Origin of the sequence: Bradyrhizobium sp. 153 (genome assembly GCF_023073835.1) — a bacterium.
Taxonomy (GTDB): domain Bacteria; phylum Pseudomonadota; class Alphaproteobacteria; order Rhizobiales; family Xanthobacteraceae; genus Bradyrhizobium.
This window is the reverse complement of sequence record NZ_JADPKH010000120.1, coordinates 293,882-317,369: the sequence shown is the minus strand read 5'-3', so window position 1 is coordinate 317,369 and position 23,488 is coordinate 293,882. Positions and strand designations below refer to the sequence as shown.

The window sequence follows — 23,488 nt, the reverse complement described above, 5'->3', positions numbered from 1 at the left end:
TGCTCGCGCTGGGCGCGGCCGCGCTGGTCAAATACCTGTTCTTCTCGGGCCGAGGAGATTGATCATGCACCGCATTCTACTTGCGGCTCTCGCTGCTGTACTCGTCTCCGCGCCGGCTCGGGCGCAGCAGGACAGCGTAGTTCGCGGGGAGCAGGATTTTCGGGCCTGTGCAGCATGTCACTCCCTCGAGCCCGACCGCAACATGACGGGGCCAAGTCTTGCAAACCTCTGGGGGAGGAACGCCGGAAGCTTGCCGAGTTTCGACCGCTACTCCGACGCGCTGAAAGCTTCGGGGATCATTTGGGATGACCGCTCGCTGGATGCCTGGTTGACCGATCCGGAACGCATGGTGCCGGACAACGCCATGCCGTTCGAGGGCATCAAGGATGCTCGCACGCGCGCCGATCTGCTCGCCTTCCTGAAGGAAGCAACCAAGCCAGGCGCAGCTCCACGGCAAATGGCCCAAGGCAGGGGCGGCATGATGGGCGGTGGCATGATGGGCGGAATGATGGGAGGTGGGCGCGTTCCGAATCTGAAGAATCTGGATCCCCCGCAGCACGTGACTAGCATCACGCACTGCCGGGACACCTATCGTGTGACTACGGCCGACGGCAAGACGCGGGCGTTTTGGGAACGCAATCTCCGGATCAAGACGGATTCCAGCAAGGACGGTCCGGAGAGCGGGGCTCCGGCCATCGTGCCGGCCGGAATGATGGGCGATCGCGCCGATGTGATTTTCGCGGGGCCCGAGGAGATCAGCAAGATGATCGAGCCGCGGTGCTGAGCCTTGCCGGCATTCCGATCGGCTCGGTTTGGGCGCGTTGGTGGTGCACACTCCAACCGTCTTCGAAACCGCGGTTACAAGCTTCGGGAGCGTTCGATGGACTTCTACAAGGACTTCGTGCTGCCGAGCCTTCTCGATCTCGCGATGAGCAACAAGCAGCTTCTGCCTTTTCGCGAACGCGTGATCGGCGCCGCCGAGGGCCGCGTGCTGGAAATCGGCGTCGGCTCGGGCCGCAACTTGCCGTTCTATCGTTCGCCGGCGAAGGAAATACTGGCGCTCGAGCCTTCTCCGAAGCTGGTCGCCATGGCTCGGGGAGCCGTGCATGCGGACCTGCGCGTGCAATTCGTCGAAGCTTCCGCCGAAGCCATTCCGCTCGACGATGGCACCGTCGACAGCATCGTGACCACCTGGACCTTGTGCAGCGTTCCGCAGGCTGCCGTAGCGCTTGCCGAGATGCGCCGGGTGCTCCGCCCCGGCGGCAAGCTCCTGTTCGCCGAGCATGGCCTGGCGCCTAGTCTAAGCGTGCGTTGGTGGCAGGACCGTTTGACGCCGCCATGGCGGCACATCAGCGGCGGCTGTCACCTCAACCGCCCGATCCGCTCCATGATCGAGGATGCGGGATTCCGGATCGACCGGATCGAGACCGGCTACATAGCGGGACCGAAGCCGATGACCTTCATGTACGAAGGCAGTGCGCGGCCAGGCTGACAGAGCGGCAAGTTCTGATCACGCCGAAGGAGTGGCCGCCGGAGCAGCAAGGAAGACCTCTGTGGCAGCTTGATCGGAGAAGCGGAGCCCGGTTAATTTTCTATCTCTCGCCAAAATGCGGTCTCGGTGCTGAGTGTGTTGGCTTTCAGTGGCACAGAAGTTTGCGAGCAACATCTTGGCGTCGGCTACGTCAGCCGGTCGGCCTCCATTATTCGGTCCATCTCGGCACATCGCCCAGGGCAAGCGACTTATTACCGTACAAGGAGAGCGCATTTGCGGACCAGATCCGCCTCGGCCCTGCCGCCGGTGCACACTACGAGGCTCTGGTCGCAGGTCCAGTCCGTAGCACGTTGCAAGCTCAGCCACCCGAGGGGCTATCGCCCGCGCCGTTCCAGGCGTAGCACTTGACCACCGGCGGCAGCAGCGGCCGGGCGCTTCGACGACACGGAAGTACCTCAGATAGCGCCAGCCGACAACGACACCGCTCACCGAGACGATGGTCCCAAGGATCGAGAGCAGCCACACCACAATGTCCCAGGCCGGGGGATACATCAGCAGTAACCGAAAATCGAAACTGTGCAGCGCGTTGAACAGCCATCGATATGTGCGACGGCCGCTGTCCACGCGGCCAACGATGTCGCCCGTGACGGGGCTGATGTGAAACCATGTTTTCGCGTCATCATCAAACACGGCGCGCAGCACCGGCAATTCGCGGTCCTGATGATGGGCATACCAATAGGCATCGTATTCCCTCAGGATTGACCGTTCCACGACGCGCGCTTGCGGCAGCAATTTTGTTGCGGCAGTCCAGAGGCGATCCTGCGGAAGCGTTGCGAATTGGCCCGACGTCACATCCAGCGGTCTTTGCGTGCCATCACGCGATGCGGCGATCATCATCGGGCTGCCATTAAGCCAGACAAAGCGCACTTCGACGGCGGCGGATTGCGGTGTTGGCAGCTTCGTCGCAATCGTCGGCGTATCATGGCCAGCATAGCGTTGCAGCACCTCGCGCGTCATGTTGCGGCTTGCGAAATATTCGCCGGGATTGAGCGAAAGCCAACCGGAGAACGTCCAGGTCAGCACGAAGATACCCGCGATCAGGCCGGTGACGTGGTGCCAGGCCATCCAGCCACGATAAGGCGTGATCCTGCCGCTGGCATAGCGCCGCTTCAGGCGTACGCGAAGGATCCCGATCCAGATGCCGGTGACGCCGATGATCAGGCAGATACCGGAGATCCAGAGCACGACCAGCCGCCACAGCGGCCCATCTTTGCGCAGCACGGTCGGATAGATCCAGTGCGGGATCGAGCCGAGGCAGTTCCAGACCCGTTCGGTGTGGTTGGTGTCGAGCGCGATCTCGCCGGAGCGCGAGGAGACATAGAGCCTGGTACCCGCATCGTCGCCGAGCGCAATGAGGTAAAGCGGCCGCAGCGGATCGTAACGGGCCGTTACGCTCCATTGGTCGCGATCGATGATGTCTTCGAGTTGCGGTGATCTGCTCGCGGGATGATGTTGTGCGACCGCGAGCGCCTGCTGTTCGGAGACGCCGGTGATGATCCGGCCATCGGCTGCAGAGATCGCCTGTCGCTTGCCGTCCCAGCCGGTGATCCGATACACCGGCTCGTCGGCCAGCATCGAAAGCCGGAGGTCGCGCGGATAGCGCGTCGCGCCTGCGGCTTTCATCACGTCGTCCGGCGACAGCGCCACCTTCTCCCATTGGACATCAGGGAGCGCTGCCAGCCTTTCCTTGTCGGAAAGGCCGGGAAAAGCCACGTACATCATCACCACGCCGGAGATGAACCACATGGCGAAGAACAGGCAGGTGACGATACCGACCCAGCGGTGGCCGATGTACAGCCACCGCCGGAGTGTGCGTTTGAGGGTCCGTGACACGCTCAGAACTTCACGTTGACCGCGAGCTGCGCCGTGCGTGGCATGCCGAGCAGCCACTGAGTAGTGCCGCCCGACGTCGTGTAGATCTCGTCGAAGAGATTGTAGATGCGGAACGACACGGTGGTGTTGAGGTCGGGCTTCCACTGCACGCCGGCATTGACAATGTTGTAGGCCGGGCGCGTCACCGTGTTGGCGTTGTCGGCATAGGTCTTGCCGACGATCTGCACGCCTGCGTTGGCCGACCAGTTCGGTGCGAAGGCCCAGGTCGCCCAGATATTGGAGACGTTCTGCGGCACATTGACCGGTACGTTGCCGGCATAGTTCACGCTTCCGCCGCCCACCGCCTGCACGAAGTCATCGTATTTCGCGCGCAGGAAGGCGGTATTGGCATCTATGCGCAAGCAATGATCGAGCAGGAAACCGACTGACGCTTCGACGCCGCGCGATGACTGCTGGCCGACCTGGACGGTCAGCGACGGAATGTTGGGATCGCGTGCCAGCAGGTTGTTCTTCACGATCTCATAGCCGGCCAGGGTCCATTCGCCGCGGCCGCCCCAGAACGATTGCTTGACACCGATTTCGACCTGCTTGCCGGTCGCCAGGTCGAAGTTCTTGTTTGCGGAGGACAGTGAGACGAGCCCTCCGACCGGGTCGGCCGCGGTGGCATATTGGGCATAGAAAGCGAGATCCTTGACCGGTGCATAGACGGCGCCGGCGCGCCAGGTCGTCGAAGAGAACGATTTCTCGAAGCTGTTGGCGGGCGAGACATAGTCGGTGCGCGCGATTGTCGGTTCATCCTGACGTATGCCGGCAATCAAGGACAGTTGCTCGGTGACCGACAGCCTGTTCTCGGCAAACAGCGCGTACTGGTTGGTTACGCTGCCATAGCCGGGAACTGTGGGGTTCGGGCTGTTGAATACGCCTGGAGCGAAACTGAATGGGTTGACGGACGACGAGCCGCCGTAAGGTGAATTGTTGGTGTGGGTAAAATTGATGCTGTTGACGTCGAAACCTGCGACGAACTCATTGGCCATGCCAAGGACATGTCCGCGGAATTTCGCATCCATGCGATTGCCGACCTGCTGCTGATCGTGAAAAATCTCGATATAGCTGCTGCGGTTGATCAGGCCGGTGGCGGGGTTATAGGCGTAGCTTTCGACGTCCTTCCAATGTCGCTTGGAGTTCAGATAGTAAAGCGTGTTCTGAACCGAAATTCCATCGGCCACCTGCCATTCAGTTTTCACCTGGTTCCAGCTATCCTGGTAGCGGATGTGGCTGTCGCTGACGTTGTAATTCTAGAAGCGGAGAGATTCATCGAGCCTGCCGTTGATCAGCGGCGTGCCGAAGTAGCGCGACGGGTTGCGGTCACCGTAGTCCGTGGACAGTGTCCAGGTGACGTCGTCGTTCTGCTTGATCTGGATCACGGCATGAAGCGCGACGTTCGAGGTGTCGTCGCGATCGACCCAGCCATCCGACATGTTGCCGGAGGCGGTGATCCGATAGGCGACGTCCTTGCTGACCGGACCGCCACTGTCCACCGCAATTCGCCGGGTCATGTTGCTGTCCAGCGACATCTCGGCCTGATTGCGAGGGACCCACAATGGCAGTTTTGAAACCACGTTGATGGCGCCGCCGACCGCGCCCGCGCCGTACATCACCGACGCAGGGCCGCGCAGCACCTCGATGCGCTCGGTCGACCAGGTGTCGAACGGAAAGGCCACCGTCCCGGCGCCGATATAGAGCTGGGTGCCGTCATACAGCGTCATGACGGAGCCAAGGCCCGTGAAGCCGCGGGTATTGAACGAGACGCCGCCATTGCCCGGTGCCGGGCTCGCCGTGAAGCCGGTGGCGTTTTGCGTCACCGCGTCGAGGATGTTCTGCTGGCCGCGTTCGGCGATGGTTTCAGCGGAGATCACCTCCACGCTGGCTGGCGTCTGCAGTCGCGTCAGGCCGAGCCGGCTGCCGGCCGTGCTCGCGCCGGTGAGGTTGAGCGTCGGTGCGGCGAAGACAGGACCAGTCGGCGCGGCAACCTGTGTACCGGTATTGACAGCTATGTTGCGCTGCTGGCGCAAACGCGCGGCGCTGGCGGTCGCAGAACTGCGTCGGGTGCTTTGGGCCCTCGGCGACGTTGCCGGCGACTGCACCACAACGGGGTCGAGCGTCTGGACCGTCCTTTCGGACTGTGCCCAGCCGTCGGTCGACAAAACCAGGCAGGAGAATGCAGCTGAGCGCAGAATCGCGCGGCGATACCGCGGCGCGAAGATTGTACGGGAGGTCATCAACAGACTCGCGATAACGTGGCACGTCACCGCGAACGCAGCTTGGCCGCTGCCTCAAGAAGAAGGCAGCCCCAACACCCACCAGGACACCCCGCCCAATGTGCTCGCGTGTGACCACGACTGACGGCAGGTCTCCTGGCTCGCGGGTCGTTACCTCTCGCCGCCTTCCCAGGTCCGCAGGCCCAGTGGCGTTTGGCGAAGGCTCACCGCTTACAGTTGCGGGGGCAGCCACGGCGTTGGGGGATCCCCGCACCGTATTCCCTATTGATCTCCCGAAGGAGAACCGTCGTTGTCACCCTAGTTTTATTTGCAAACGGCTGTCAATTGGATGTTTCGCTGCGGCAGAAGTCAGCGCGTGGCGCCGATCATCAGGCCAAGTCGAGGATTCGACACCGCGGGAGATGGCATGTCAGATCACGCGTCGATCCCTTATGAATTGGTTGCAGCGGTGAGCGTGGTGAGGTCTACTGCTTGCGCACAGGCCGACGAGGTCGCGATCACGACGCACACTACGTTCGACGTCGGTGACAACTCCAATGCCGTTCAAAGCTCCGCACGTATCCTTCGTATCGTTGCCGTTAAGGTGCCCTCCGGGATCAACCAGGCGATGATCGTTGGAAACTGGCTCGCGCGATGCTACGTTAGAGGGCATGCACGTCGAATCCACTCTCATTTGCCCGTCATGCGGCCATCGATCCATTGAGACGATGCCGACCGACGCTTGCCAATTCTTTTACGATTGCCGCGGATGCGGCACCCGGCTGAAGCCTAAATCGGGCAATTGCTGCGTGTTCTGCTCCTATGGCACCGTGCCTTGCCCACCGATCCAAGAGAATGGCAAGGGAGCTTGCTGCGGGTAGTTTGCCGATTTCCTGCGTGTGCCGATGAGTGCACGGGCTTTCGCGCGAGGATAACGCGATCGGCGTTGGGGTCCGGACCTCAATTGCTGCGCCGTCGCTCTTGCCCTAATCACGTGGGAATTCCGCCGCGAGCTCGCGCTAACGGGGCCCATAGAAGTGAACGAACGATGAACGGTACCCCGACAGCTATCGGGATCAGCCAGTACGTGAAATGAGGCAAGTCCTTCCAAAGCGGCAACTGCTTTCCATTGTCGACGTAGAACGATCGGGCGCTGGATCGACCTGAGTGGACCGCCGTCGATTCGAGCGGCGGCCGGGTCAACATCATTTCTTCCGCGGAAGACGTGGCCGACCGCATCGCCGACTTCATCAAGCAGACACGATACACGACAGGAGGGAGCATGCAGCATCGATCCACGCTTCGCGCGAGCCTCTCGGACTATTTGGCACCCTTGCCGTGCGCGAGGCAGCTGGAGCTCAGAGCTGCCGCCTATTCCGTCAAGCGTTCCCTCCCGTGACTTGAGCCCCCGGTTCCCGGATCATAATGATGTAACACTGTTGCGGATCGACACCCCGGCCTAGTGCATGGTACCGGTCATCGCCCGATCGATCGGAACCCCGAGTGACCCTTTCCTTCAGATTTGGCCGTATCCTGCCGCGCTCGCTGCGCGGTGCGATGACCATATTTGTGATCGCGACCTACCTGATCGCCGGCGTGCTTCACGGCGTGTGCGATCTGGATGTCACAAATTCGTCGCCCAATGTTGTCGTCTCCTTCGCCGACAAGGGCATCGGCCATTCCGACAAGGGCGCTTTGGCCGACCATCACTGTCACGGCTGCTTCTCCGTCTCCGTTCCGGCCCCAGTGATTGCAGCGGTAGCCGTGATGCGCCCGATAGAGATGGTACCCACGCTGCAGGTCGTTCGGCGCGGTCTGCCGCCCGGAATCGACCCACCGCCCCCGAAATTCCTGACCTGAAATGACCGCTGGGCGCATCGCGCCCTAGATCCGTCTTTCGTCAGGTTTTCACCATGTTTCCAAAGTGCGTCACGCGTTTCGCGTGCGCGACGGCGTTGCTGGTCAGTCCCTGGTTGCGCGGTGTCGCATTCGCAGACCCTCAACCTCGGAGCGGCGCTGCAGCGCGCGCTCGCGACCAGTCCGCGCCTGACGGCTGCCGAGCGCGACGTCGGGATCGCCGCCGGCCAGCGCATCCAGGCGGGGGCACTGCTCAATCCGGAACTGTCCTACGAACAGGACAATTCTTTCGGATCCGGTATCTACCGCGGCACCAAGTCGGCCGAGACGACGCTGCAGATCAGCCAGCTCTTCGAGCTCTTCGGGAAGCGCGAGGCCCGCATCGCCGCCGGGCAGGCAGGTGTGGAAGGAGCCACGATCGAACGCAAGGCGGTGCGCCTGCAGATCCTTGCCGAGACGGCGATCGCGTTCCTGAACGTGCTCGGGCTGCAGCGGCGCATCCAGATCCTGGACGAGCAGGTCGCCGCGCTCGAGCGTCTGACGCCCTTGCTCCAGCGCAGGGTGGACGCCGGCGCGTCGTCGCCTGCCGAGACGAAGTCGCCGCCGCCCTGGTGAAGGCCGATCGCGAGCGCACCAAAGCCAGCCTGTCCAGCGCCCGTCGCGAGTTAGGGGTGCTCATAGGGGAGACCTCACCGAAGTTCGCCAGCGTCTCCGGACGTCTGGATGCTACCGCTCGGGCGCCGTCGTTCCAGGCAGTGATCGCGGCCATCGACGCGAACCCGCAATTGGTGAGGTGGAATGCAGTCTACGCCCAGCGCAATGCCGAACTTCTTCTGGCGCGGCTGAAGCCTTACCCGGACGTCCGTCTCGCCGCCGGCTGGCGGCATTTCAACGAAACCAACGACGACGCGGTCCGGCTGACCCTGTCGGTCCCGATCCCGGTGTTCGATCAGAACCAGGGCAATATCCTGTCGGCCCAGGAAAGCCTGGCCAAAACGCGAGCCGAGCGCGAGGCGAACCGCAACACCCTCCTAGTCGTCGCGGGGCGGGCCTACGATACCGTGCAGGGCTCGCTGGGGGAGCTCGCTATTCTGCGCGATTCCGGCATTCCCAAGGCCCAAGCTGCCGCCAACGAGATCGAGCAGGGCTACGGCGCCGGACGCTTCTCTCTGCTCGAAGTGCTGGATGCCCAGGCCAACGTCACCCAGGCGCGCCTGCGCGAGCAGGAGGCGTTGCAGAACTACCATGTCGCCGTTGCGACCATCGAAGGGCTCGTCGGCAATCCCTTCGTTCTGGCGCGGGAGAGCGCACGATGAGAACTTCCAGCGCATTCATCCTGGCCGTAGCCGCGGCCGCCGCCGGCGCGTTCGGTTATCGCTGGCTCATGCCGGCCGATGCTCCCGCCGCGACGCAGCATGCCGAAAAGCATGAAGGCGGCGAAGCCAAGGAGGACAAGGGCGGCAACCAGCACGTGGAGAAGGACGAGCACGGCGCCGACCGCATCGTGATCAGCGACGTCAAGCTTGCGGCTGCCGGCGCGACGTTCGCCGAAGCCGGACCGGCTACCCTGGCGGACACCCTGTCTTTCAACGGCGTGCTGCGCGCCAACCAGGAGACCGTGGTCCAGGTCACTCCGCGCTTTCCCGGCATCGCGCGCGGCATCAAGAGGCGAATCGGGGACGTGGTCGCCAAGGACGACCTGCTGGCCTCGATCGAAAGCAACCAAAGCCTCACCGTGTACGATCTCAAGGCGCCGATCGCCGGCACCGTGATCGACCGGCAGATTTCGCTCGGCGAATACGTGTCCGAGCAGAAGCCGGCCTTCGTCGTGGCGGACCTTTCAACGATCTGGGTCGATCTTTCGATCTATCGTCAGGATCTCAGGCGCGTCCGGATCGGCGACGAGGTGCTGATCGATCCCGACGACGCCGCAAGCGACATCAAGGGCAAGATCTCCTATCTTGCGCCCGTCGGGGCAAGCGAAACGCAGACGGCCATCGCGCGGGTGATCTTGCCGAACCCCGACGGACGGCTGCGGCCGGGCCTGTTCGTGACCGCTCGTTTGGTCCTTGCCGAGCGGAAGGTGCCGGTCGCGGTGCAGGCGGGCGCGATCCAAACCTTCGAGAACAAGACGGTCGTGTTCGTGCGGGAAGACGACGACAAGCTCGAAGCACGCCCCGTCGAGCTCGGGGATTCCGACCAGAAGTTCGTGGAAGTCCGTGCAGGCATATCGCCGGGCGAGAAGTATGTCGCCGAAAACTCGTTCGTCGTGAAGGCCGACATGGGCAAGGGAGAGGCAGAGCATGATTGAGCGCCTCATCGAGTTCTCCATCCGCCAGCGCTGGCTGGTGATCCTCTTCGTGCTCGGGCTTCTGACCTTCGGTGGTTGGAACTTCACTCGGCTGCCGATCGACGCCGTGCCTGACATCACGAACGTGCAGGTCCAGATCAACACGCAGGCTCCGGGATATTCGCCGCTGGAAACCGAGCAGCGCATCACGTTTCCGGTGGAGACGGCGATGGGCGGCCTGCCCAAGCTCGAATACACCCGGTCCCTGTCGCGCTACGGCCTGAGCCAGGTCACGGTCGTCTTTCGGGACGGGACCGACATCTACTTCGCCCGCCAGCTCGTCAACGAGCGCATCCAACAGGTGAAGGACCAGCTTCCCGCCGGTGTCGAAGTCGCGATGGGGCCGATCGCCACCGGCCTTGGCGAAATCTACCTCTATACGGTCGAAGCGAAACAGGGCGCCAAGGCGCCGGGCGGCAAGGAATTCACCCCAAGCGACCTGCGCACGATCCAGGACTGGATCATCAAGCCGCAGCTCCGCAACGTTCCCGGCGTCATCGAGGTCAACACCATCGGTGGGTTCGAGCGCCAATTCCAGGTGCTGCCGGATCCCGGCAAGCTCATGGCCTATAAGCTCGGCTTCCGCGACGTGATGACCGCGCTGGCCGCCAACAACGCCAATGTCGGCGCCGGCTACATCGAGAACAACGGCGAGCAATACCTGGTCCGGACTCCGGGGCAGGTCGCCAATATCGCGGAGATCGAGGACATCGTCATCGGCTCGCGCGGCGGCGTGCCGGTCCGGGTCAAGGACGTGGCGCAAGTCACCGAAGGCAAGGACCTCCGCACAGGCGCCGCGACCCTCAACGGCTAGGAGACGGTGCTCGGCACCGCCATGCTGCTGATCGGCGAGAACGGCCGGGCGGTGGCTCAACGGGTGGCCGCCAAGCTGGGAGACATCGCCAAGTCTCTTCCGGAGGGCGTGGTTGCGCGAGCGGTGTACGATCGGACGCATCTGGTCGAGGCGACGATCAAGACGGTCGAAACAAACCTCGTCGAGGGCGCGATCCTCGTCATTATCGTGCTGTTCCTGATCCTCGGCAATTTTCGCGCGGCGCTGGTGACAGCCTGCGTCATCCCGCTGTCGATGGCGATGACCGTCACCGGCAAGGTCGAGACGAAGGTCAGTGCGAACCTGATGAGCTTAGGGGCCATCGATCTCGGCATCATCGTGGACGGCGCGGTCATCATCGTCGAGAACTGCCTGCGCCTGCTTGCCGAAGCGCAGCATCAGAAGGGCGGCCTGCTGAACCTGAGGGAGCGGCTGGAGACGATCCGTCGCAGTTCCGCCGAGGTCATCAAGCCCAGCCTGTTCGGAACGCTGATCATCGCGGTCGTCTACCTGCCGGTCCTGACGCTGACCGGAGTCGAGGGCAAGATGTTCACGCCGATGGCGCTGACCGTGCTGATGGCGCTCGCCGCCGCAGCCCTGTTTTCGATCACTTTCGTCCCCGCCGCGGTCGCCATCGTGGTCAGGGGCAAGGTGTCGGAGAAGGAGAACCTCTTCATGCGCGCCGCCAAGCGCGTCTACCTGCCGCTCCTTAACCGGGCGATCGCATTCCGCGGCGTCGTCGCGTTCGCGGCGGTCGTGGTGGTGGAGGCGAGCGTCTTCGCGGCGACCCGCATGGGCGGCGAGTTCATTCCGAGCCTCGATGAGGGCGATGTCGCTCTTGCCGCGATCCGGATTCCCGGAACGAGCCTGACGCAGGCGCTCGACCTGCAGATGGCATTGGAGAGGCGAATCCAGCAACTGCCCGAGGTGAAGGAGTTCTTCGCGCGAACGGGCACGGCCGAAGTCGCCACCGATCCGATGCCCCCGTCGATCTCCGACGGCTACGTCATGCTCAAGCCGCGCAGCGAGTGGCCGGACCCCGAGAAAACGAAGCCGGAGCTGGTCGAGGAGATCGAGAAGGCGGCCAACGACATCCTGGGCAGCAATTATGAGGTCTCGCAGCCGATTCAATTGCGGGTGAACGAGCTGATCTCGGGCGTCCGCAGCGACGTGGGCGTCAAGATATTCGGCGACGATCTCGACGTGCTGCAGGGCGCCGCCAAGCAAGTGCAATCGGTGATCCAGGGCATCCGCGGGGCGACCGACGTGAAGACCGAGCAGGTCGCCGGTCTGCCCATCCTCACCGTCAAGCTCGACCGGCGCGCACTGTCTCGCTACGGCCTCAGCGTCGGCGACGTCCAGAACATCGTGGAAATCGCCGTCGGCGGAAAGGGCGTCGGCAAGCTGTTCGAAGGCGACCGCCGGTTCGACATCGTCGTGCGTCTTCCGGAGCGGCTGCGCGGCAATATCGAGGCGATCCGGGCGATCCCGATACCCCTGCCGGCGGAAGAGGCCGGCACGCCGGCCCTCACGAAGACCGCTTTGTCTGCGGCGGCGGGCGCACAGCCGCGCTACGTGCCGCTGTCGTCGGTCGCAACCGTCGATTCCGCGCCCGGCCCGAACCAGATCAGCCGCGAGAACGGCAAGCGCCGCATCGTCGTGACGGCAAACGTCCGCGAGCGCGATCTCGGCTCGTTCGTGTCCGAGGCGCAGGACACGGTGTCGCAGAAGGTCAAGCTCCCGGCCGGATACTGGATCGGCTGGGGCGGCCAGTTCGAGCAACTGGTCTCGGCGACCAAACGGCTCACGATCGTGGTTCCGGTGGCGCTGCTGCTGGTCTTGCTGCTGCTGTTCATGAGTCTGGGATCGCTGGCCGATGCGCTTCTGGTGTTCAGCGGCGTGCCGCTGGCGCTCACCGGCGGCGTCCTGGCGCTGCTGCTGCGGGGTATCCCGTTGTCGATCAGCGCTGGCGTCGGCTTCATCGCGTTGTCGGGCGTCGCCGTCCTCAACGGCCTGGTCATCATCGCCTTCATCGAGCGGCTCCGACACGAAGGAAAACCCGTGCTCGAGGCCGTCCATGAAGGCGCCGTGACCAGGTTGCGACCCGTGCTGATGACCGCGCTCGTTGCCTCGCTCGGCTTCGTTCCGATGGCCATCGCGACGGGCGCCGGCGCCGAGGTGCAGAGGCCGCTGGCGACCGTCGTCATCGGCGGGATCATCTCCTCTACGATCCTGACGCTGCTGGTGCTGCCGGCCCTCTACGTGCTGTTCCGGAAGGACTCCGCGCCGGCACCGGTAGCAGAGGAGACGGCATGACGGAAAAGGCGGCGAATCCGGCGCGCCGGGATATCCGGCTCGACCTCTTCCGCGGGTTGGCGAACTGGGCGATCTTCCTCGACCACATTCCCAACAACGTGGTCGCCTGGGTCACGATGAAGAACTACGGATTCAGCGACGCGGCGGATCTGTTCGTCTTCGTGTCCGGCTACACGGTCGCGTACGTCTATTCGCGGACGATGGCGACAAAGGGCTTCCTCGTCGCGGCGGTCGGCATCATGGCGCGCGCCTGGCAGATCTACGTCGCGCACATCCTGCTGTTCGTCTTCTACGTCGCGAGCATCGGCTACGTCGCCCAGCGCTACGGCCACGCGCACCTTCTGGACGAGTTCAACATCCGTCGCCTGATCGCCGATCCGATCGAATTCCTGAAGCACGCGCTGCTGCTGGAATTCAAGCCGCTCAACATAGACGTCCTGCCGCTCTACATCGCCTTGATGGCGACGTTTCCGCCGGTCCTGTGGCTGCTCGTCCGCTCGCGCAACCTGGCGCTCGCGACATCCTTCGCGATCTACGCGGCCGCCCGCGCCTTCGGCTGGAATCTTCCCAGCTACCCGGAGGGGTTCTGGTACTTCAATCCGTTCGCCTGGCAGTTTCTCTTCGTGATCGGCGCTTGGGTCGCGCTCGATCGGACCGAGACGATAGGCCGCCTAATCGGATCTCGGGCCGCCGCGTTGTCGGCAGCGCTTTTTCTGCTCCTCGGGCTAGTCATCACGCTGGCGGCTCGTCTCGGTTTCGCGGACGCGATGCCGGAGGCGCTCGTCGATGTCTTCGTCCCGAACGACAAGACCAATCTGGCTCCTTATCGGATCCTGCATTTTCTCGCGCTCGCCCTGACCGTAGCGAGGTTCGTACCGCGCGACGCCTCATGGCTGACATCGCCGCTGTTGCGACCGGGGTCGATCTGCGGCGAGCGTTCTCTCGAGGTGTTCTGCGTCGGCATCTTTCTGTCCTTCGTCGGGCACTTCCTGATCGAGCTGGTCTCCGGATCGATCGCCTTCCAGATGCTCGTGGCTTTGGGCGGCATCTGCGCGATGACGACAGTCGCAAGCTACCGAACCTGGATCAAGGACGTCAGATCGTCCTCTAGCTCTCGACCCTTAAGGACAGCGTGATGATCAACAGAGAAACGGATCTGGGAGTCGTGTCGGTGGAGACCACGCGCCTGCGGGTGGAGGGCATGGATTGCGCAAGCTGCGCAACCAAGATCGAGAACGCTCTGATCCGGATGCCCGGCGTCACCGACGTGTCCATTTCCGTCGCCGGCGGCACCGTCACTGTGGGACACAACGGCATCGATCGCGACGACATCGGGAATCGGATTTCCAGTCTTGGTTATCGGGTGGCGCGGGCCGAGAGCGACGGCTTTGCGGGCGAAGGAACAAAAACCTCACAGGAGACCCGTTCGAGCGACGATGATGCCACCGCCTGGTGGCTTACCCGAAAGGGAATGCTCGCGATCGGATCCGGCATCGCTCTCGCTGCGGCATTCGCGTTCGGTAAGGCCGTGCCCGCCACCGAGCACTGGGCTTTTCTGGTTGCGATGCTGGTCGGCCTCGTTCCTGTCGCTCGCCGCGCCATTGCGGCTGCGGGGGCTGGCACTCCGTTCTCGATCGAAATGCTGATGTCGATCGCAGCCATCGGCGCGGTGATCATCGGGGCGACCGAGGAGGCCGCGACCGTCGTCTTTCTATTTCTGATCGGAGAGCTCCTGGAAGGTGTTGCCGCAGGCCGCGCCCGCGCCAGCATTCAAGGCCTGACGGCACTCGTTCCGAAGACCGCTCGCCTCGAGCATGACGGTGGTGTGCGGGACGTGCCCGCCGACAGCCTGCAAATCGGAGCGACGATCCAGGTCAGGCCCGGCGACCGCGTTCCTGCCGATGGTGTCGTCCTCTCCGGAGAGAGCGCGGTCGACGAGGCGCCGGTCACCGGCGAGAGCACGCCCGTCCGGAAGGGCGCGGCAGCGACCGTGTTCGCCGGCACCGTGAACGGCGACGGCCTGCTGCGGGTGCGGGTGACCGCCGCGGCGGCCGACAACACTATCGCGCGGGTGGTGCGCCTGGTCGAGGAGGCGCAGGAGTCCAAGGCGCCGACCGAGCGCTTCATCGACAGGTTCGCACGGTACTACACCCCCGGAGTGGTCGTGGTTGCGGCCCTTGTCGCCGTCGCACCTCCGCTTCTGTTCGGCGGTGACTGGGTCGGCTGGATCTACAAGGGGCTGGCCGTCCTCCTGATCGGATGTCCCTGTGCTCTCGTCATCTCCACGCCCGCGGCCATCGCCGCCAGCCTGTCGGCCGGCGCCCGCCGGGGGCTTCTGCTCAAGGGCGGCGCGGTGCTCGAGCAGATTGGCCGGATAACGGTCGCCTGCTTCGACAAGACTGGCACGCTCACCGCGGGCAAGCCGCAGGTGACGGACATCGTCGGCTTCTCCCGCAGCGCGGAGGACGTTCTGCGGATGGCTGCGGCGCTCGAATCCGGATCGAGCCATCCGCTTGCCACCGCGATCCTGTCGAAAGCGGCGGAGGCGAAGACGCGGATCCCGCCGGCCTCCAACGCGTCGGCTAACCGCGGCAAGGGCGTGCGCGCGATCGTGGATGGGATGGAGGTTTTCCTCGGTTCACCGAAGGCGGCTGCGGAATTGGCGGCCCTTTCGGACGCGCAGCAGGCGCGGATCGCGGTGCTCAACGACGAAGGTAAGACCGTCTCCTTGCTCGTCATCGACGAGAAGATCGCAGGTGCGATCGCCATGCGCGACGAGCCCCGTCCTGACGCCGAAAAGGGTCTCAAGCTGCTATCGGACGCGGGCATCCGGAGGATGATGTTGACGGGCGACAACCGGCGGACGGCCGTCGCAATCGGCAAACAGCTCGGGATCGAAGTCGAGGCCGAGCTTCTACCCGAGGACAAGCAGCGCATCGTCGGCCGGCTCCAGCAACAGGGATCCGTGGTGGCAAAGGTCGGCGACGGCATCAACGACGCGCCGGCGCTCGCCGCCGCCGACGTCGGCATCGCCATGGGCGGAGGCACGGACGTGGCGCTGGAGACGGCGGACGCCGCGGTGCTGCACGGTCGCGTGTCGGACATCGCGGCCATGGTCGATTTGTCCAAGCGGACCATGAGCAACATCCGGCAGAACATCAGCATCGCGCTGGGATTTAAGGCGGTCTTCCTGGTCACCACCGTCGTCGGGATCACCGGTCTATGGCCCGCCATCCTCGCCGATACCGGCGCGACCGTGCTGGTGACCGTGAACGCGCTGCGTCTGCTCAAACCTTCGGGAGGGTAGCATGAAAGCGCCGGCCGCGATCTTTGCGAAATCTGTCCTAGCTCTCTTGCTCTCAACGACGATGACAGGCCAGGCCAACTCCCGCGGCAGCATGGCCGCCGAGCGCCCCTGGGCACCCGAACACATCGAGGGACTGCCCAAGGATATCCGCCGCCATGTCGCGGGGCACGTCGAGGCCTGCGGCAATGCGCCGGCCCGGTCACACTATTTCTTGGTATTCATCGAAGCGTCGGGACTGCGCTTTAGGGCACAGCACTTCGAAGACTTCGCCTGCGCCAGGCCGTCTCTGGTGTGCCGCCCGAGCGGCTGCCTCCACGAGGTCTTCGCAGACGACGGCAGACGCCAGTGGCTCGTCTTCAGCGTCTACGCACGTGACATGAAATTGACGAAGGAGGGCGGGACGGCGGGCATCGAGGTCGTCGATGCCGCGGGTGTCAGGTCGTTCGCTTGGAACGGCCGGCGCTTCGCTCCGTCGAGAGCACGGAAAACCGGGCGGTAAGCGCCCCATCACTCGTCGGCGTCGATTCCAGGTGGTATCCAAGCGTCCCGGCTGCTCGGATCGTCAATCCGCCAGCTTGGGGGCGCTCCGGATGCCCGAACCATGCCGTCGAGTGCTATGTGCCGCAAAGATGGCCAGCAGCCCGTTTTTGCCGACGAAGCGGCGACCATAGCCGCACCGACCCAGCCGCCTGAACGGGTGGAGGCAGCGAGAATCTTCTCACGAATCTCCTCAAACGGACCGCGGTTGGCGCGGTTTGGCGGCCTAATTCCCGTTTCCGAGTACCCATTTGAGGGTCATGGCTTGGTTAATGGGAACTTAAAGAACGGAGGCGTGAGACCCAAAAAGCCAAAATAAGCTGCCCCGCGATCTCACCCTGTTATGGCTTTTTGCCGAAACCCAAAATATAAAACAGGAAAACGACGTCTTATTCTGGGTTCCCATGAAGCGCAGCGATCTCAGCCATACGATCCGCGAGACCCTGAAGCGGCTTCCGCCGCCCTACGATTCTCATTACGGGATCGTCCCGCCGGCACCCCCGGAGGACGGCGTGTTCGTGGGCGGGGCGGTGAAAGCCTTGGAAGCCGCCCAAGCCTCCTTCGGCAAGGTCGACGCCATCGCCGCCCAGATGAAGGACCCCTACATCGTCAGCCGGGTCCTGACCAGACGAGAGGCAGTCAGTTCCTCCTCGATCGAAGGTACCCAGAGCACTCTCGACGAACTGCTTTCCGTCGAAGAGACGGGCGACGACGGCGCCCGGGACGAAGCGCGTCAAGTCCGCAACTACGCCGTTGCCTTGGACGGATTCATCCCTAGAGCCGCCAAGGCCGGCTATAGCGTCTTCACCATGGACCTGATCAAGGACCTCCATCGCGCCGTGATGAAGGACGACCCCGACTATCAGGACGTTCCCGGCGATCTCCGTACGCGCGTCGTGTGGATCGGCGGAAACAAAGACATCGCATATTCCAGCCTGAATCCTCCGCCCCCCGATGACGTGCCCGACTGCCTTGCCCAGACGGTCGACTACCTGCGGAACGAAGGCATGCAGCAGATGACGCAAGGGTTCATCACGCGCATGGCGATCGCGCACACCCATTTCGAGGCGGTACACCCGTTCCGCGATGGCAATGGACGCATCGGTCGCCTTCTGCTTCCGCTCATGATGGCGGCAGAGAAGCACGTGCCTTTGTACCTTTCGCCTTACATCGAAAGCAAGAAGGGCACGTACTACGCTTCTCTCAAGGACGCTCAACAGCGGCTCGACTGGGAGCCGATCATCACCTTCATGGCCGACGCCGTCACAGGTACCGTCGAAGAGCTCATCCGCACCCGGACGGCACTGTCGGATTTGTCGGGGCGCTGGAGGGAGCGCCGAAAATTCCGAAAGGGATCTGCTGCCATCCGCGCCCTGGACGAACTTCACAACTACCCGGTTGTGACGGCGAAGCGCCTCGGACAACTGCTCGATGTGTCGCCCGCGCAAGTAAATCAGGCCATCGCGCAATTACAGGAAGCCGGCATTCTGCAGGAGAGGACCGGATACGCGCGAAACCGGATCTACGCCGCTCCCGAAGCTCTCGCCATCATCAACCGTCCGTTCGGCGAAGAGCCCATCCTCGCCGAGGTCGATGCGGACGAGGCCGATCTCGACGAGGTCTCGCTTGGCCCGAAGGGCCCGTGATCTCTCGTTAAATGCGGGGGCCGTACTGAAGCGACCGCGAGCGAGCGTCCCCTGGGTCCTCCACCTCATCTCTCCAGGTCAGGGGGCGGTACCGCCGACGCCATAGCCGGCGGCGAAGTCTCAGCTTGTCTGACACGCGTCGCGTCCGCCGGGTGAGCAGGTCCATTTCCAGGTCCACAGCGATCGACGCCAACCGGTACGTTCCCCCGATCATGCGCGCGCCCTCCTCGTCCGTGATCGGACGATCCTCTCGATGATCTGCTATCCTTGCGATGCCGACGAACGTGCCAGTATTGGCGTCGATGCAACTGAGAGTGTCCGGGGTGGACGGATCATCGCTCCCGGAGACGACTACATCGCAGTCCCGATAAGGCAGGTTCCGCCTGCAAGCGCCCGATCGTACGGAGGACACGTCGCACTTCCTTTCTCGACGCGCCCAACAGGCGCATCGCCCTCGCTGAGTTTCTTCGTGCGCGGGAGAAGATCCGCGTGTGCTTCGATGGTCGGTCAGCGCAGATGAACGAGGGCCGCCACTGATCGTTACGATTTGAAAGGTCGCGAGGACAGGCGACGACGGCTTCGCTTCATCGGAAAGAATGCGTTGCCTTCGAAAACGGCGGCTTCGACAAATTTCGAAGGATTCGTTGAGGAAGAATCGAACAGCGTCGCGTCGGGATCGCCGGCGGCGTTCCGCCTTAAAGTTCTGGTAGGCAAGCCGAGAGCAAATCGGCAAGGAACGAGGAGGATTTCCGATGCCGGTGCTGGCGGACGAACGGCTTGCGGCGCTAGTGAGGCAGGTGATGCCGGCCCGAGCCCCGCAATGGGTAGTGCAGATCGTCGACGACCATCAAGACGCTTGCGTGATGTTCAACCGAAGCGTTCTGCGGGTCCATCGAAACTGGTCGACCGACGTCCACGACGCCGGGCTGCATTCCGTTCTGGCCTACCATCCGCTGAGTCTGAAGAAGGTGTCGTCGCAGGTTCTCCGCGGTTTGTCGTCGCGTACTGCCGTCGACGTCTGGCAGGCTTGCGCCATCAAGAAAGGCTACAAGGGACGCCTTTCGGAGAAGCGGGGTTTTCTGGCCAGGACCGCGGATGGAGAACTCGCGTTCGCCAGCAACGCGGCGGCGGGCGAACTGGACGCGCTTCGCGAGGTCAAGCGCGCCATCTACGAAAGAGCCCGTCAGGCCCGGTCTCGAGCTCAACGAGACCGAGAGTACCAGGGCTTGATGAGCAGGCGCCTGACGCTCCGGAAATATGATGGCTCTTTCCGTGTCCCGCTTTCGGACTACGAAGGGTGGCTGCCGAAGCAGACCGCGGAAGCGCTGAGGCACTACGGTGATGAAGGCGTCCCGCTTCTGGTGATCGAAGGCGAGGCGTTCGATCTCGTCCTCGCTGAATGACGGGGATCTGGCTGACTTGGTCTACCAATTGGACCGCGACGTCCAACGCGCGCAAGCCGAGACGGACGACCGGACACTAGACCAGTTCTTGGGAAGCTTGGACGAGGGCTAGGGCTAACAATCGGTACACGACGGCGGGCCGGCGATCATCGCCCCAGCAAGATGCACGCGATCATCGCCGACCTCATCGGCGCCGGCGCCGATCATCGGCGGGACCACCACGACCAGCATGATGATGGACATGTCGATCATCATCCGCCCGGGCATGATCACCGGCGGCATCAGCAGCAGCACCAGCACCACGACAGCCAGCGGCTGCTGGCCGCTTGCGATCAGCGCAAAACCCATTATCCTGTTCACGGCGAAATTTTTGCGGCGTTAATGTTCACCTTCGAGCCCGGCCGCCGATTTCCCCTGATCGGGCACCGATTTACAAAATCGAGTCGTTCTTAAAGCCCGGAATCGAATCGCTCTTATAGCCCGAGCGAGTCGTTCTTAAAGTGGACCGACACCGAAATAGCGCGCTGGTGGGCCCGGCAGGACTCGAACCTGCAACCAGACCGTTATGAGCGCACGGGTCGAACACTAAGTACATGATGTTTCATCGTTCTTTGTAACGGCGATTCACGAAAATCTGCGTTTGTTCACGGTCAACCGGTCCACCATTGGTCCACCTAGCTGGCTTTTCGAACAGAAGCCGTACGCACCTTCCTCGTGGACTCCACCCGGCTCTTCTGCGTGATCGCGAAGGCTGCGCCGCGCATGTAGTCCGGATGATGGTGGCCATAGGTGTCGATCAGAACCTTCACTGACATGCCGAGGAATCCCGCCGCCTCCCAGGGATCAGCACCGCGCTGCATGAGCCATGTTGCCGCGGTGTGGCGCAGCGTGTGCGGCGTCACGTTGCCGTCTGTCACGTCGAGCTTGGCAACCTCTACAGCGCGCGCGAAGGCGTTCTTCACCGACTTGACCGGTTGGCCGTGCCACTCGACGAAGCAGTTGGCAATGATCTTCTTCCGCTCCCAGCGCCGCATGTGTGCAAGGAGTCGCGGCGGAAGAGGAGCCGGCGGCTGCCGCTTGATCGTGGCGCGCTTACCGATCTTGAGCCTGTAGAAGATCCCGGCGTTCAGATCGACGAATGCCCGACCGTGCTCGCGCCGCGGAGAGGCTGCTGCAATGGCGGCAGCGCGGGTGCCGGTATAGAGGCCTATCAGGATAAATCGGGCCACGTGGCGAAGGGTGTACTTGGCCGTTTGTATCTTTTCGCCTTTGTTGCGACCGCGATGAATTGTCTGCACCTCCCGGTGCCGCCAACAGGCCCAAAGCAGACGAGCAGCTTCGCTCCGATCGAGCCATCGATCTCGTGGCGCACCTTTGGGCGGAAGCTTCACCTTGATGACCGCGTGATGCAGGTTTTGGTCGGCGTGGTGATTGATGGCGGCTCGTAGGTTCTCCAGATCACGGCGTGCGCCACCCTGGTTGCCGCGCTTCTTGGCGAACTTTTTTGTCAGCGACTCCTGCATCTCGCCCAGCATGTAGAGGCCGGCCCGTTCCATGGAGAAGATTATCACGGTGGGTTTGGATTTGGCCAAGTCGATCTTTCAAGTTCACGGCATCGCCGAAAACGGGAAAGTCTTGGTTCAATCTGTTCAGCGAATAGGATCAGGGCAAAGCAGGCGGCGCCGGGGATCCTATTGTCTTTTTCGATCCACATCAACGGCAATAGCCATGATCCGGAAGCGCTGGCAACGCTGGTTCAGCGTCGCATCGATGAGTCGATGAACTGGCGGACCCACGACACAGCGTCTGAGTACACTTAAACAGAGTGCCTGGCATGCGCCAGGCCCTCTAATTTGCGTGACTGCAAACGAAATTGCGTCACTACAAATGGAGACGCAAGCACGTCGCTGCTATTTTAGTTTGATCCCGATTCGGTACGATGGAGCTATGTGATGCCTGAACTTCAAGAACATGACGGCACAAACGGCCTGAGACAGATGATCCCCATCCGAGAGGTCCTGAAACTGGTGCCCGTCAGCCATGCGACTCTACACAGAAAGGTCAGAGACCGCAGGTTCCCTCAATCGCACGAACTATCGCCCATGCGGGTGGGCTTCTTCTTAGACGAGGTAATCGAATGGCAAAAAAACCTCCGCAAAAAGAAAGGCTGACATTTGCGGGGGCATCACTGAGTTCGTTCAGATCGAGGCGCGTCGCGCGGACGGCCTCCTACGACGCAAGCCTAGGACTTGCAGCGAGGTAGTGTGGGTGGTCCGGTTTCCATCAACATCAACCGGAACAGCCGCGATCCGGACGCTTGCAAAACATTGGTACAGCGTCGCTTCGAAGAGTCGATGAACTGGCGGATCCACGACACTGTGTCGGAGTATACCTGAGCCAGGCCTCGGTGGCGATCAGGCTGATTGGTCAACTGCAAACGCATTGGCTTGACTACAGATGTCAAGCCAATGCGTGGCCGGATATTCTTCGACGAAAGTTTATCTGCGGAGTGAGCCAACGAAAAAGAGAGAGAAGGCGGGCTGCGTCCCCTGCAAAAGCACCAGCAAGTGCTCGACAATGTCCCTTTCACAAGTCGGCGCTCGATCAAGAGGTGTCGGAAGGTCGGTTTCCGCGTGCTCGCGAGATCGCGCCCCGCCGCATCGCCTGGTTCGAGGACGAGGTGAAGGCATGGCAGAGGGCGCTTGATGAGACTGCCTGAATTCGCCGGGGGCTTGGCTGCGGGAGCTCGCAGCTGCGCAGAAGGTCGATGGACCGTCTTCTCGTCCATCCGAACACACTCTTCGCCTTTTTGCCGGTCGGCATCCACGGAGACTCTGTGGCCGAGAAGGGCGGAAAGCAGATAATCCAGCTCAGCGATGTGGCCAAACTAGTTTATCACTCCGCACCTTTCGTCCCTTCTTTCATTGTAAATGGGATCCCATGAGATCTTAATTGAACAATGATAATTGTACTCACGACGCCGCTGCAAGCCGCCCGCCCATCGCCCTTCTTCAGAGTTTCCAATGCGCGAAATGCTATACGCTGTCCCGCCAAGGCGTCGAGCAGCAACGGAAGCAGCAGTCAGATCGCCACAATAAGATTCTTGATTGTAACCACCGCCGCGCCACCCGTACTTCCGTTGACCACTTCTTCGCGCGCCCAACCAGCTTGTCCAAAATCGGAGTGGCGGCAGATTTTGAATGTCACGGGTTTGGTGCACGCCTGCTTCATTCCCGCCTCAGCCATTCGGATGCTGCATTGGCGAGCATCAATTCTGTCTGGCCCCCAATTGCTCTCTTACTAGGCCCTCATACGTCGACAACTCTGCTCCCGCTTTGAACTCTCCGCCTGCCGAGCCAAGTATGCGGCTTATTATGCCCTTTGCTTCAGCGTTTAGCTCGCCCGTTCCAGTCACAAGAGTCGCTCGACCCCTGCTAGCCAGTTCTCCACAAACGCGGGTTGCGAAAAGGGCTGCTTCTTCGAGGCATGTCGCTCCCACGGGTGCTATCGAAAGCGCGAGAAAAGCTGCCGCGATCGATTCAACACGGCCTACCATCGGCTAGCCTCCTCGTTGATACGAAACCTTCCAAAATGCGG

16 protein-coding genes, 3 pseudogenes and 1 riboswitch are annotated in these 23,488 nt (G+C 62.6%); of the genes and pseudogenes, 13 read left to right on the top strand and 6 right to left on the bottom strand.

Annotated features, from left to right (window positions below; genetic code table 11):
- The first annotated feature begins 64 nt into the window (after positions 1–64).
- Positions 65–784, top strand: a complete 720-nt coding sequence (locus IVA91_RS29315; protein ID WP_247459764.1) for a cytochrome c family protein — start codon at positions 65–67, stop codon at positions 782–784.
- 96 nt (positions 785–880) lie between these two features.
- Positions 881–1,492: a class I SAM-dependent methyltransferase gene (locus IVA91_RS29310; RefSeq protein ID WP_247418839.1), complete on the top strand. Its 612-nt coding sequence runs from the start codon at positions 881–883 to the stop codon at positions 1,490–1,492.
- An 18-nt stretch (positions 1,493–1,510) separates the two neighbouring features.
- On the opposite strand, the gene IVA91_RS29305 is transcribed toward IVA91_RS29310, so the two are convergent.
- The 3 genes from IVA91_RS29305 to IVA91_RS29295 are packed head-to-tail and all read right to left on the bottom strand — an operon-like array spanning position 1,511 to position 5,664.
- Positions 1,511–3,442: a PepSY domain-containing protein gene (locus tag IVA91_RS29305; RefSeq protein ID WP_346015537.1), complete on the bottom strand. Its 1,932-nt coding sequence runs from the start codon at positions 3,440–3,442 to the stop codon at positions 1,511–1,513.
- On the bottom strand, positions 3,388–4,629 hold the full coding sequence (locus tag IVA91_RS29300) for a TonB-dependent receptor (RefSeq protein ID WP_247459762.1): 1,242 nt from the start codon (positions 4,627–4,629) through the stop codon (positions 3,388–3,390). Before IVA91_RS29300 ends, IVA91_RS29305 begins: the two co-directional genes overlap by 55 nt.
- A 51-nt stretch (positions 4,630–4,680) precedes the next feature.
- Positions 4,681–5,664: a TonB-dependent receptor plug domain-containing protein gene (locus IVA91_RS29295; protein WP_247418842.1), complete on the bottom strand. Its 984-nt coding sequence runs from the start codon at positions 5,662–5,664 to the stop codon at positions 4,681–4,683.
- Between the two features lie 107 nt (positions 5,665–5,771).
- Positions 5,772–5,967: riboswitch (cobalamin riboswitch) on the bottom strand.
- A 347-nt stretch (positions 5,968–6,314) separates the two neighbouring features.
- Between IVA91_RS29295 and IVA91_RS29290 the strand changes: the two genes are divergently transcribed.
- The 10 genes and pseudogenes from IVA91_RS29290 (at position 6,315) to IVA91_RS29245 (ending at position 19,891) form a co-directional block, all read left to right on the top strand.
- Entirely contained in the window at positions 6,315–6,524 is a 210-nt protein-coding gene (locus IVA91_RS29290; protein WP_247277366.1) for a GDCCVxC domain-containing (seleno)protein, read from the top strand.
- Positions 6,525–7,146: 622 nt separating this feature from the next.
- Complete coding sequence (locus IVA91_RS29285) at positions 7,147–7,503, top strand: hypothetical protein (RefSeq protein ID WP_247418844.1); 357 nt, start codon at positions 7,147–7,149, stop codon at positions 7,501–7,503.
- Between the two features lie 53 nt (positions 7,504–7,556).
- Positions 7,557–8,816: pseudogene (gene ihpA, locus IVA91_RS29280) on the top strand (divalent metal ion exporter subunit IhpA).
- Positions 8,813–9,811, top strand: a complete 999-nt coding sequence (gene ihpB / locus IVA91_RS29275) for a divalent metal ion exporter adaptor subunit IhpB (protein ID WP_247459760.1) — start codon at positions 8,813–8,815, stop codon at positions 9,809–9,811. The pseudogene ihpA and the gene ihpB overlap by 4 nt, the downstream one beginning before the upstream one ends.
- Positions 9,804–12,998 (top strand): annotated as a pseudogene (locus IVA91_RS29270) (CusA/CzcA family heavy metal efflux RND transporter). The gene ihpB and the pseudogene IVA91_RS29270 overlap by 8 nt, the downstream one beginning before the upstream one ends.
- A complete protein-coding gene (locus IVA91_RS29265) occupies positions 12,995–14,134 on the top strand; it encodes an OpgC domain-containing protein (protein WP_247418846.1) in 1,140 nt (379 codons plus the stop codon). The pseudogene IVA91_RS29270 and the gene IVA91_RS29265 overlap by 4 nt, the downstream one beginning before the upstream one ends.
- On the top strand, positions 14,134–16,305 hold the full coding sequence (locus tag IVA91_RS29260) for a heavy metal translocating P-type ATPase (RefSeq protein ID WP_247459758.1): 2,172 nt from the start codon (positions 14,134–14,136) through the stop codon (positions 16,303–16,305). The genes IVA91_RS29265 and IVA91_RS29260 overlap by 1 nt, the downstream gene beginning before the upstream one ends.
- A gap of 1 nt (position 16,306) precedes the next feature.
- Positions 16,307–16,804 (top strand): hypothetical protein, encoded by a 498-nt coding sequence (locus IVA91_RS29255; protein ID WP_247418850.1) that lies wholly within the window; start codon positions 16,307–16,309, stop codon positions 16,802–16,804.
- Positions 16,805–17,246: 442 nt separating this feature from the next.
- Positions 17,247–18,488, top strand: coding sequence for a Fic/DOC family N-terminal domain-containing protein (locus tag IVA91_RS29250; RefSeq protein ID WP_247459757.1), 1,242 nt, complete (start codon positions 17,247–17,249; stop codon positions 18,486–18,488).
- Positions 18,489–19,240: 752 nt separating this feature from the next.
- Positions 19,241–19,891: a hypothetical protein gene (locus IVA91_RS29245; RefSeq protein WP_247459755.1), complete on the top strand. Its 651-nt coding sequence runs from the start codon at positions 19,241–19,243 to the stop codon at positions 19,889–19,891.
- Positions 19,892–20,005: 114 nt separating this feature from the next.
- Here IVA91_RS29245 and IVA91_RS29240 read toward each other — a convergent pair whose 3' ends face one another.
- A complete protein-coding gene (locus IVA91_RS29240; protein WP_247459754.1) occupies positions 20,006–20,251 on the bottom strand; it encodes a hypothetical protein in 246 nt (81 codons plus the stop codon).
- Positions 20,252–20,565: 314 nt separating this feature from the next.
- Positions 20,566–21,483 carry a tyrosine-type recombinase/integrase gene (locus tag IVA91_RS29235; RefSeq protein WP_346015536.1) on the bottom strand — a complete coding sequence of 306 codons (918 nt, stop codon included), beginning with the start codon at positions 21,481–21,483 and terminating at the stop codon, positions 20,566–20,568.
- Here IVA91_RS29235 and IVA91_RS29230 point away from each other — a divergent pair.
- Positions 21,446–21,547: pseudogene (locus IVA91_RS29230) on the top strand (IS110 family transposase); the annotation flags it as partial. The gene IVA91_RS29235 and the pseudogene IVA91_RS29230 overlap by 38 nt on opposite strands.
- Positions 21,548–22,972: 1,425 nt before the next feature.
- Here IVA91_RS29230 and IVA91_RS29225 read toward each other — a convergent pair.
- Positions 22,973–23,137, bottom strand: a complete 165-nt coding sequence (locus tag IVA91_RS29225) for a hypothetical protein (protein WP_247459752.1) — start codon at positions 23,135–23,137, stop codon at positions 22,973–22,975.
- Between the last annotated feature and the right edge of the window lie 351 nt (positions 23,138–23,488).

Excerpts from the sequence above, each read along its gene's own strand:
- IVA91_RS29315 (WP_247459764.1), top strand. The coding sequence starts at position 65 with ATGCACCGCATTCTACTTGCGGCTCTCGCTGCTGTACTCGTCTCCGCG.
- IVA91_RS29250 (WP_247459757.1), top strand. The coding sequence starts at position 17,247 with ATGAAGCGCAGCGATCTCAGCCATACGATCCGCGAGACCCTGAAGCGG.
- IVA91_RS29245 (WP_247459755.1), top strand. The coding sequence starts at position 19,241 with ATGCCGGTGCTGGCGGACGAACGGCTTGCGGCGCTAGTGAGGCAGGTG.
- IVA91_RS29295 (WP_247418842.1), bottom strand. The coding sequence starts at position 5,664 with ATGACCTCCCGTACAATCTTCGCGCCGCGGTATCGCCGCGCGATTCTG.
- ihpB (WP_247459760.1), top strand. The coding sequence starts at position 8,813 with ATGAGAACTTCCAGCGCATTCATCCTGGCCGTAGCCGCGGCCGCCGCC.
- IVA91_RS29265 (WP_247418846.1), top strand. The coding sequence starts at position 12,995 with ATGACGGAAAAGGCGGCGAATCCGGCGCGCCGGGATATCCGGCTCGAC.
- IVA91_RS29290 (WP_247277366.1), top strand. The coding sequence starts at position 6,315 with ATGCACGTCGAATCCACTCTCATTTGCCCGTCATGCGGCCATCGATCC.
- IVA91_RS29225 (WP_247459752.1), bottom strand. The coding sequence starts at position 23,137 with ATGGCTGAGGCGGGAATGAAGCAGGCGTGCACCAAACCCGTGACATTC.
- IVA91_RS29310 (WP_247418839.1), top strand. The coding sequence starts at position 881 with ATGGACTTCTACAAGGACTTCGTGCTGCCGAGCCTTCTCGATCTCGCG.
- IVA91_RS29255 (WP_247418850.1), top strand. The coding sequence starts at position 16,307 with ATGAAAGCGCCGGCCGCGATCTTTGCGAAATCTGTCCTAGCTCTCTTG.
- IVA91_RS29260 (WP_247459758.1), top strand. The coding sequence starts at position 14,134 with ATGATCAACAGAGAAACGGATCTGGGAGTCGTGTCGGTGGAGACCACG.